At 39.5% G+C, this 12,118-nt stretch carries 3 protein-coding genes; 2 read left to right on the top strand and 1 reads right to left on the bottom strand.

Going from position 1 to position 12,118, the window contains the following annotated elements:
* Positions 1-244 precede the first annotated feature (244 nt).
* Positions 245-2,401, bottom strand: a complete 2,157-nt coding sequence (locus F6K40_RS28650) for a lytic transglycosylase domain-containing protein (protein WP_293140682.1) — start codon at positions 2,399-2,401, stop codon at positions 245-247.
* A gap of 2,614 nt (positions 2,402-5,015) precedes the next feature.
* Between F6K40_RS28650 and F6K40_RS28645 the strand changes: the two genes are divergently transcribed.
* Both F6K40_RS28645 and F6K40_RS28640 read left to right on the top strand, forming a co-directional pair.
* A complete protein-coding gene (locus F6K40_RS28645) occupies positions 5,016-7,925 on the top strand; it encodes a PPC domain-containing protein (RefSeq protein WP_293140680.1) in 2,910 nt (969 codons plus the stop codon).
* Positions 7,926-8,124: 199 nt separating this feature from the next.
* Entirely contained in the window at positions 8,125-11,637 is a 3,513-nt protein-coding gene (locus F6K40_RS28640; RefSeq protein WP_293140678.1) for a pre-peptidase C-terminal domain-containing protein, read from the top strand.
* Positions 11,638-12,118: the final 481 nt, after the last annotated feature.

Below are 12,118 nucleotides of genomic sequence, written 5' to 3'. Positions count from 1 at the left end.
TCCAGTTTGAGCAGTCTTAACTAATAACTGTCACCTCATCCGTGTATCCGTGGCCAAATCAGTGTCATGCCCTCCAGTTTCAGCAGTCGTGACTGATAACTGATAACTGATAACTGATAACTGTCTGATCATCCGTGTATCCGTGGCCAAATCAGTGTCATGCCCTCCAGTTTCAGCAGTCGTGACTGATAACTGATAACTGTCTTATCATCCGTGTATCCGTGGCAAAATCAGTGTCATGCTCCTATTTTTTATATTTAGCATAATGCCTCTCCATTAACCGAGAAACTTCAGGATTATAAATCTGCAAATAATTCCAATAATTTTCAAAGACAGACTCAACATAACCCCTCGTTTCTGGATAAGGAATTTTCTCCACAAAAGCATCAGCATCATCAAACCCAAAACGCTTTAACCAACTACTAACAGCATTGGGACCAGCATTATAACTCGCCACTGCCAACATCGAATTATTCTGATACTCTCTGTGAGTAAAATCCAAATAAAAAGTACCTAAATTCACATTATCATTAACATTCTCCAAATCATAACTAACAAGATTAATTTTCTGAGCAGCTTCTTTTCCAGTTTCCGGCATTATTTGCATTAATCCTGTTGCTCCCACAACCGATTTAATCTTCGGCATAAAACGAGATTCTTGACGAATTAAAGCACTCACCAAAACAGTATTTAACTCTCGTTTATTGGACCATTTAACAATAGTTTCCAAATAAGGAAAAGGATACAAAGTTTGCCAATAAGTAGGCTTTTCTTTTAAAGCTTTATACTCAGCTATCTCCTCTGGTTTTTCCCGTTGACTCAAGCTAGTCAACATCCAAATACCATCTAAATTTTCCCCCACACCAATCCTCAATACACCATCAGTATATTGTTGAGCAACAGTTGGATTCATCCGTTCCTCAAATTCTACCTGCCACTGTTTCCAAGCATCCCGAGCTTGCCCGATCTGATATAATTCCCGCAATGTTTCAGAACCAAAAGGCAGTGGATCGCGCTCTTTTGTAGGTACAACCTCTGGAGATAAATCCCTAACTGTGGTAAAATCCCCCACCGGCCAACCTAACATTACCGCCGATCGCCAAGCATAATAAGAGTGAGGATACCGTAAAATCATATACTCAAAAGCTTTTTTGGCATCCTCTTTCTGCCCAAGTTGTTGTGCCCACTTACCTACCCAGAAACCTGCTTGCGCTGCTAAGTCACTATCAGGATTATTCACAGTCAACTGTTGCGCCCAATTCCAAGCTGCTTGTAAATTACCACCTTTAGCTGCTTGTTCTGCCAACTGCCACCGCAATTTAGCCGCAGCATCAGAATTACTATACTTTCTCAACAATTGTTGACGTGTCAGTGAAGCTGATTTAGCAGAGTCAAGTTTATCGAGCAACTTAGACTTATCTAACATTGCTTCAGGTGCATGACTAGGAAAATTAGCAATTACTCTGTCAAGATAAGGTATGGCATCTTTGCGATCGACTAACCTCGACAAACGAATCAAACCTAAAGCTGTATCTTCTCCCCCATTGGGAAATGTATTAATTAGGGTTTTATAAGCTTCGCGAGATTCCTTGGTTTTTCTCCCTAACCACAATCCCCTAGCATAACGATATAAATTTTTGGGTGTCTTAGGTGCTTTCTGGTATGCAAGGGCACCTTTAGGATAATCCTGTTTTTCCCAATACCCAAAAGCAATCATTTCCCAATCTTCAGGACTTAACTGAGAGGCATATCTTGTTCTCAGTTGTTCCAATACGGTACCATATTCGGGCACATGAAAACCATATTTAGCAATGAGCAATAATAACTGAGGTTGATTAGGATTTTGCTTTAATTTTTCCTGGGCAATTTTAACCGTAGTTGGATAACCAGGAAATTTAGCGATCGCCTCATCCCAATATTCCGGGTTTTGTTTTCCTAGCACATACAACGCTTCTACCACTACAGGTTCTTCTGGATAGCTTTTTAAGACTTCTGACCAAGTTTTTTGTGCTTTGTCTGTTTCCCCTATTTGTTCGTATACTTGCGCTCGTTTAACCAGAACATAAGGTGCTAAAGTTCTATATTCTTGTTCTAAATTTTTAAGTTGAGCGATCGCCAACTCCGCTTCTCCCTGTTGAATTAGATCATTAGCTAGAATATAACGAGCGCGACTGGTATTTAGAGATTTTCCAGCTTTAATCGCTCTCTCCAATTTACTCTGGCGTTGCTCTGGTGGCAGTGACACCAATTTTGTTACATCTAAATCTGGGTTGATTTTTTGGATGGCATTTTGCGATAGGTTCTTATTGCTAGTGAGTTGTGGTAGAAAAACTCCCACTAATAGAGCGCCAACAGAAGCGACAACTACTATAGAAACTTTTGTTATGTTTTGTTTTAACATTTACTTACCGTGAGTGAATTTTAAATTTGTTTGTTAATGTCAGGACTTACGCAAATTGTTAAATAATACGCTATCTGTAGGGGCGAATGGCCATTCGCCCCTACTAGATATAGCGGTGCGACCCCGCGTCGGCGTCAGACGCAAGGGAACGCGCACCAAGAGATAGTGGTTATGCGTAAGTCCTGAATGTGTTAAATTTTTTCCCGTAAGGATAATTCAACATTGCTAGTATGTATATAAAATTACATTATTAGGGAAAGTTGTAATTTCTCCATCTAGCAGTTATAGTGCTACACATTAAGGTTAGGACATTTATAAATCCTCAAATCCTTTGAAAGTTTACTATTCCCTGTTCCCTAGCGCGTAGCACTATAATTAACTGGGACTTTCGTCCCAGTTTTGACTCTTGCCACAATTTTATATGAAATATAGGCCTTGGTGAATCAAAGTATCAAGATATTTGAGCGAACCGTAATCAAGATGTGAATTATACACGACTTACGCAGAACCGCCATATCTTGTAGTGGCGATTCGCGAATCGCCCCTACAGATAGCGTATTATTTAATAATTTGCGTAAGTCCTGATTTTATGTAAGTCCTGTTATATAGCACTACGTATTAAGGTTAGGACATTTATAAATCCGGAAAGCCTTTGAAAGTCGGCTGTTCCCTAGCGCGTAGCGCTATAAGCTATAAATAGCTCAAACACTACTTGCTCGTGTTCCTAGCCATAAAGGAACTAATCAGGACTTACGTAGAGGAACCCAGAAACCCGGTTTCTCGTATATATTTATTGTCAGAAACAATGATTTAGCGTAGAAACCGGGTTTCTTTGCGTAAGTCCAATAATATCTACTACCTATCCTCTACTCCCTATTCCTTATTACCTAACCCCTAAGTACGAAAATCATAGCTAAATTCACTGACGCTGAAGTGTGTTAATTGTTGCTACCAAAGATTGATAGGCAGATTGAGGAATCTCATGGGTGAGGGTAGGAGACAGGAGACAGGAGACAGGAGACAGGAGGAGTAAGGAATTTAGAGGAGACAGAAGGAAGAATTTAATTCGTGATTTTTCGGCTCTTGTCAACCCTTTCATCCTAACTTTTTGCAGCTCTTGCGTAGCAAAAAACCTTGTACTTTTTCCAGACCTAAAACGGCTAAAACCTTTATCTGTAAATCCTTTAAAATTTAATCAGCAAGCCATATTTAGCAAGGGTAAATGCTCATTCTTTCCTCTACAGATAGCTTATTGTCCAAGAATTTGCGTAAGTCCTGATACTATTAAATACGGATGTAATATAGCGGTTTTCAGTAGGCGTGAGGTACATCAACGATCCCCCTAAATCCCCCTTCTCAAGGGGGGACTTCCAATTCCCCCCCTTCTCAAGGGGGGTTAGGGGGGATCGAAAGCGGTGTACCTCACTAACCTGGGAATGCTATAGAATTACGTTTCTTGCCTTTACCACACTTGCTATAAAATTTGTTGTCGATGATCGACAAATTTTCAAGGAGAGAGTTTTTTTCTACTATTAAATACGGATGTAATAGAATTACGTTTCTTGCCTTTACCACACTTTTTCTAAAATTTGTTGTCGATCATCGACAAGTTTACAGGACTTACGCAGAACCACCATATATATGTAGAGGGCGAATGCCATTCGCCCCTACATAAGGTGTATGGTTTCGTATTTTGCGTAAGTCCTGTTTAAAAAATATTTCTCTCTATTTTCTATTAATTTATGGTGAATAACTTGCTATAATACAAATTTAATAAATGTCTGCTACAAATAGCTACGGGATTTTTTAGGATTCAGAATTCAGAATAAATAGGTTTGATGCTATTTATTAGTTCATAATTTATCTTATTAGTCAAAAGGATATCTCCTGTTAAGTTGTTTAACGTTCTGACTATGTGTAACATTCTTTTTTTTGATGTGTAACTTAGTTTTAATAACTTTTTTATAATGTCAAAAAAAAATTAATTATTCGATTTTTTTTGTTTTAGATAGTGCTATAATCCTTGGTGAAATTATTCATCATAAATAACGTAATTAACTGTCTGTATATTTACGGGTATTTGACTACCAACAAATATAAATTTGGTAGCTAATAGTAGCTATTTCTACAACAGTTATAAGGTACATTTATTAATGGATAATGGATAATTTATAATTAATCAATTCGGCTTTATTGCCTTCTATTTCAAGAGAAAAAACGGTCTAAGAATGGCAAGTAAGCCTTGCTATATCCAATCGACCAAGAGAAAAGAAAAAAGATTTCTTGATATTAAATTCTCTTGGTTTTAACCAGAGGTAATTATCCATTATCAATTAATGAATATCCTTCTAAATCCCCTTTTTTATGTATGGGGATATTGAAGGCTCCACCCCTTTTTTCGGGAAAAACTGTACCTCATAGATTAAAGAACCGCTATATCGTACTTTTACCGAAAAATTTTGGTTTAAAGCCTCCCCTTTATAAGGGGATAATAAATAAAAATTTTCCTTTGAGTCAATCCTCTTCTTTTAAAGGAGAGGTAATTATTAATTATTCATTATTAATTATTAATTATTGACGGACAGTTAATTTTTTGAATCAATTCACAATAAATATGGCCTACGATAATTTACGATCTGCATTTGAACTGGGTGCTATTACTACTACGCCAATTAAAAAGAACGAAAAAATTGGCTTTAGAAGATCTAACGGTGTTCGAGAGCGCAATGATTACTATAAATTCACACTCGAGCAGGAAAGTGACCTAACTCTGACACTGGATAGATTGGACAATGATGCTAATATCCAGATATTAGATAGTGATGGAGATGTCTTATTTTCCTCTACTAATAGAGGTATTGAATCAGAAATTATTGATGCTGATTTAGAAGCAGGTGAATATTTTGTTCGGGTTTTTCGTAGAGGTAATGCTCAGACAAATTATCAGATTAACCTTAGTGCTGCTCCAATTAATATCACTCAAGATGACACAGCTCCTGGTATTCGTCTGGGGGATGATTTTCTCAACAATCTTACAGAAGGGGTTGTTGTTACTGATGAAATTGGCTTTACTGAAAGGAATCAAAGAGATAAATCTGACTACTATAACTTTGTTATTGATGAAGAAAGTGACTTTAGTCTGACTCTAGACCAACTAACACAAAATGCAGATGTTCGTCTCTATGAAGCTGATGGTAGAAGTCTATTGTTTAGGTCTACTAATGGCGGACGAAACGAAGAAACTATTAACGCTATTCTTGAACCAGGGAAATACGTTATTGAGGTAGAACCTAAAGGTCGGGCCAGAACAGACTATCGATTAGAAATTGATGCTGATGCTAATATTAGTGAACCCACGAATAAATTACCTGGTGTCCAATTAGGTGATTTGTTGGAAAGGACAGAAGACGAACCACTTTTTGGTTTAGGAGAAATTGGTTTTGGTAGAGGTAGTACCAGAGACCAGAATGACTACTTTACCTTTAACCTGGATGAAGATAGTTTCTTTTTTGCTGACATGGATCTGTTCAATGCTAATATCAGACTTGACCTTTATGAATATGACCCTGATGAGAACGAATTAGGTCAATTACTGGCTAAATCTAACAAGAAAGGCAAAAACCCGGAAATTATTAGTGGGGAAGTTTTAGAGGCAGGTAACTATGCAGTACGGGTAAGACCTGTCGGGAATGCCAGAACTGATTATCGTTTGGAGTTAAAAGTCTTTGACCAAGATTTAGATGATATTCCCACTCCAGAGACAGCAGAAGACTTAGGAGAAATTACCGACACTACAACTAAAAAGTCAGGTAATATTGGTAGTTTAATCTTGACTGGCCTCCGAGACCAAGCAGATTGGTACAAGTTTTCTCTCAGCAGTCAGAAAAATCTCGATCTGACTCTTGATGGGTTAGGAGCTAACGCTAATGTAGAAATTTATGATAGTGATGGGAAGACTCGAATATCTAGGTCTGCTAAAAGAGGTTCCCGACCAGAAAATATTAATGAGACTTTAGATGCGGGTGATTATTTTGTGAAGGTATTGCCTCAAGGTAATGCTCGGACCAGATACACATTGAGTTTGAACGCTGAGGAACCTTTTACCGATCCCGAACGCTTTGACTTAGGCAATATCACTGGTGACAATCCAAGTAATATTCAAGATATTGGTGGAGAACGTAGCGGTCAACGTAATACCCTAGATATTTATAGCTTTAGTCTAGACAAACAAATAGATTTTCGGGCAACCCTAGACCAAATCAAAAGTAATGCTAACTTAGAACTTTATGACAGTGGTGAAGACCTGGAAGATGACAGTGACGACAATTTGATTGTGAGTTCCACTGAATCAGGTCGTACTCCTGAGTTGCTAGAACTGATTTTAGAACCTGGGAACTATAACTTAAGAGTTTTACCAGTAGGAGCAGCAGATACAGAATATCGAGTAGAACTTGATGCTACAGAAGTAGCAGAGGGTCTAGATGTTTTTGAAGTTGGGGAACTTAGCGAATATAAAAAGAGACAGCGAGTAGGGTTTACGACTGGTGGCGTCCGCAATACTAAAGATATCTACAACTTTACTGTAGATGAAGCAAGTACCTTTAATTTGACTCTGGATGAACTGAGTGGTAATGCCAATGTGACTATAGTTGATGAAAATGGCGATCGCCTCTTCAGGTCTTTTAATAATGGTCGTCGAGCGGAAAATATTACTGGTGAGTTAGAACCAGGAAATTATGCTGCCGAAATATTCCCTGTTGGTAATGCTAAGGCCAGATATTTTCTGAGTATGGATGCTGTCGCCACCCAAGGTCCAGGAGAAGGAGAAACTCCAGAAACAGCTTTCGACCTAAGTCTGGGAACGCCAGTTACAGAACGAGTGGGCGATCGGAAAACAGATGGTAGTCGTAATACCGAAGATTACTACAAAATCATTGTTTCAGAGACCAGCGAATTAAACATCAATTTGGATAACCTCCAAAGAAATGCTGACTTAAAGTTAGTAGATAGTGATGGTACAGTTATCGCTGACTCGACTAACTCTGGCAAAAATAGTGAAGTTATTAGTGAGGTATTAGATGCGGGAGAATATTTCGCACTGATAGATAGGAAAAGTAGTGGTGCTACAAGATATAGACTGACAGCAGATGTCGATCCAATTACAGGAAGTACAAGAGACCCCAACGGTACATTAGCAACTGCCACTTTCCTAGGAACATTTGATGAAGATGAACTTACTACCTCCGATACCAAGATTGGATTTAAGGAAAATGGAATAGTTGATGAAAATGACTACTATCAATTTAATGTGAATGAGACTGAGGATGTGTTGATAGTTCTAGATCGCATCAACCAAAATGCTAATCTAGAATTATTAGATAGTAATGGTAGTCTCATTGAACGTGCTGCAGGTAACAGTAATAGTGAGTTTATTCAAGCAACCATTGATGCAGGTGAATACTTCTTGCGGGTTTATCCAGGTAGTGAGACTGTTAAAACTGGTTATAGTCTTTCTATTACCTAGAAATCATATCAAATCCGCTGACTACGCTTCCCGAGAAATCGGAGTAATATAATTCTACCATCAGTATTGGTGCAAACTCCTAGCTTATAGAGGGTTTGGAGACCAAACCCCTACGGTCTTGAATTCAACCGATATTGCCGGATTTGATATCAACAATTTTAACACAGCAAAATTTTATAAATCAGGAGCGATCTAAAATATGACAACTTTTCAGGGTTCAGCGAAAATTACATGGGGGAAACCAGATGAAGGTTCTAATTCTAGTTCATTTTACCGGGGTGTAGGTACTTCGGAAGTTTCTTGGGGTAAGATAACAAATCCCTTCTTCTTTGATAATAATAAAATTAGCTTTGTTGAATCCCCATTACCATTCGGTGTCAAAGTTGGAGAAAGTTTTAATTTAGGAAATTTAGCCACCTGGAATTCTTTCATTGATGAGGGAACTGGTATTGACTCGGTGCCAATGAAGGTGGAACTAGATTTAGATGGACCACAGGAAATAAACCAAACGTTTGAGTTTGATTTGGAATTGTCTAGTACCAGAAATGGTGCTGCTAATGGACAGTCTGGTGGTGTTTACTTTTTACCACAAACCTCAACTAATGAAACTTTTCAGTATGATGGTCAAGAATATTCTATTGATTTGATTGGTTTTGAGCAGTTTCCTTATTTTCCAGGGGATGAAGGGAATACAGCGTTATTAGGTACTCGTTTTTACACTCCCTACGAATCTAGTTATGCAGTATCTTTGATAGCTCAAATCACTGAAGTAGAAGTACCAGAACCTGCACCAGAACCTGCACCAGAACCTGCACCAGATCCTTCACCAGAACCTGCACCAGAACCTGCACCAGAACCTGCACCAGAACCTGCACCAGATCCTTCACCAGCACCGATAGAACTACCAGTTCAAGTCGGCATTCTCAACGAAGGCAACTACAGAAACACAGACAGGGTTGGTTTTACAGAAAATAACTTCCGCGACGTTGTAGATACTTATGAGTTTGAGTTGACAAAAGAAAGTGAAGTCAATGTCACTCTCGATCAACTCAGACAAAACGCCAACGTAGAAATAGTTGAAACCGAGACTGACACAATTTTATTTCAGTCAACAGAAAGTGGTACTCGCCGAGAAACAATCACCGAAATTCTAGAAAAAGGTGAATATTCAGTCCGAGTCTACACCGAAGGTCTAGAAAAGACAAGATATCGTTTAGGTTTACAAGCAGAAGAAATGACAGAAGAAAAAGACTCCATTAGCACTGCTAAAAATTTAGGCATCCTCAGCTCGCAAGAAATTTCAGAACTTGACCGAATTGGTTTTGGTCGTGGTGTTTCACGAGATAAACAAGACTATTATAAATTTAGTTTGCAAGCAAAGAGTGACATCTCTCTCACATTAGATCGACTCACAAGAAACGCAGATGTAGAAATTCTAGACAGTGATGGTCGCACCCTGCTATTTAGGTCTAATAAAGGAGGCAGAACGCAGGAAAAAATCAACGAAACATTAGAGGAAGGGGACTACTACATCAAAGTTAAACCTAGAGGTAGCGCCAAAACTAATTACCGACTCGGTATCAGTGCAGAGGAAGTTATCCAGGAACAAGACGACAGCAAACCAGGAATAGACTTAGGCGTAGTTACTCCCATCAACGAAATAGGGAAAAGGGAAAGTATTGGTCGGGGTCAAGGTCGTCGTCGAGATACCAACGACTACTACAACTTCACTGTAACTTCAGACAACATTGTCACCCTGACTCTAGATAACCTGAAAGCTAATGCGGACATACAGCTTTTTAATTCAGATGATGAAATTATCTGGCGTGGACAGGAAAGAGGTCGCAGAAAAGAAGAATTTACAGAGTTACTAGAACCAGGAAATTATACAGTGCGAGTTTTCCCCAGAGGCAACGCACGCACCGACTACCGATTAGGAATTACAGCTCAGTGGCCTTTTATTGATGATTATGTTAGTCCTGATGAGGCGTTTGATTTTGAAGTAGTGACTGTTGATGAACAAAGAGTTATTAACGAGGTCGGTCAAACTTATGCTTCACAGACTGGTCGCGACCAACAAGACTGGTTCCGGTTTGAAGTTTCTCAGGAATCTGATGTAAATATAGACCTGCGTCAGTTACGACAAAATCTAGACCTCATCTTATATGATGATGACGGCACTACTCTTCTCGACGACTCGAAAAACCGAGGTCGTCAGAAGGAAAATATTAATCTCCCCCTGGATGCTGGCGAATATTATGTGAAAGTACAGCCAAAAGGAGGAGCGCGTAGTAGATATCAACTTACTATAAATGCAGATGAGATAGAACCTCCAGTAGAAATCTTTAATATTGGGGATTTTAGTCAAGAAAGAACATCATACTCCAATAACGATCGGATTGGTTTGACTCAAAGTGGCCGCAATGAGATAGATCGTTATTTCTTCACCTTAAGTGAAGACGGTCGGGTAGATGTGACTCTCGACGAACTGAGTGCTAATGCTAATTTACGATTATTGGATAGTCAGGGTTCCCTCATGTTCGACTCCCGCAACACTCGTGACACTCCTGAGGAAGTAGGACAAGATTTAGAGGCGGGAGATTATTCTCTTGAAGTCTTTCCACAGAACTCGGCGAGGACTTCTTATAATCTGAGTGTAGAGTTTACCCCTGAGATAATACCACATGATGATAATCCCCCTGGTGAGATTATTGGGGAATTAACTCAAGAATATGTCAGAGAAGATCAAATTGGTTTTTCTGATGGGGAAGACTACCGCGACCAAAATGACTATCATACATTTACCCTTGACGAACAAAAACAGGTTGAGATTAGTTTAGATAACTTGAGGGCAAACGCTAATGTAGAGTTATTAGATAGTTCTGGTAGTTTGCTCAAAAGGTCTAATAATCGAGGCAGACAAAGCGAGAGCATTACTGAACAGTTGGATGCAGGAGAATACCGTATTCGTGTCTATCCTCAAGGTGGCGCTCGTACTGACTACACCTTAACTGTGAACACTTTAGCAGCAGATGATGATGGAACTCCACCAGGGGTAGATATTGGTGTATTGGGAAGTTACGATGTAAACGACAGAATTGGTTTTACTGAAGGTGGTAGTCGCGATCGGGCAGACTATCGTCAGTTTACCCTAGAGCAAGACAGCAAGTTTAGCCTGAACTTGACAAATTTACGACAGAATGCTGATGTAGTGTTGTATGATATTGATGGCACTTTGCTCAAACGTGGAGCTAAAAGCGGGAGGAGCAATGAGGAAATTAGTATGGATTTGGAAGCAGGAGATTATTATGTAGGGGTGTTGCCAAAAGGTTCAGCACGGACTACTTACAATTTGAACATGAGTGCTTCTCCTGTTTCTGGTCCTATTCCTGATACCGACCTTGGTACTCTTAATTTTGCTACCGATCCTTTGACTGGAGACGGTGTGTTGATTAGTAGTCGCGGCAGTGAAGCAAATTATACTTTTGATTTAGCTGAAACTGACTTTGTTGAGATTACTCTTGATGGTTTGAGAGCTAATGCTAATCTGGAACTATACAATAGTGATGGCAGACAACTTTTAGGTAGTTCTAGTAACTCTGGTACTAGAGCTGAGGAAATAGAAGTTTTCTTGGAAGCAGATACTTACCTTGTTAAGGTTTTAGGTCAAGGTCAAGCAACCAGTTTTGATTTGAGTGTTGGTTTGGGTTAAATAGGAGTTACGGATACGATCCCCCTAAATCCCCCTTGTCAAGGGGGACTTTGAGAGCTTCCTCCTTGTTAAGGGGGGCAGAGGAGACTCTGAAAACTCCCCCCTTTCCAAGGGGGGCAGGGGGGATCTAAAACTGTACCTCAGCGCCAACGGGTTTGGAGACCAAACCCCTACGATTATTAAGGACAGGACTTACGCAAAGAAACCCGGTTTCTACGGTAAATCATTGTTTTTGACAATAAACATCTACGAGAAACCGGGTTTCTGGGTTCGCCTGTGTAAGTCCTCAAGGAATGAGATGTGATCAAAAACTGTGGTAGTCCTGCTTGCGTAATGGTATATAAGAAAAAGGAATAGGAGGTACGGGAGCAAGATGCTCCCACTGTTGCGCCTCCGCTCCAAAGATAATGAAAATGCACAATCCATAAAATGCACCACTACCAAAACTGTAGGGGTTTGGTCTCCAAACCCAAGCGCCTAG

This window comes from Okeania sp. SIO3I5 (genome assembly GCF_010672085.1).
In the GTDB taxonomy this organism is placed as follows: Bacteria; Cyanobacteriota; Cyanobacteriia; order Cyanobacteriales; family Microcoleaceae; genus Trichodesmium.
This window is presented reverse-complemented; position numbering and strand designations above follow the sequence as displayed.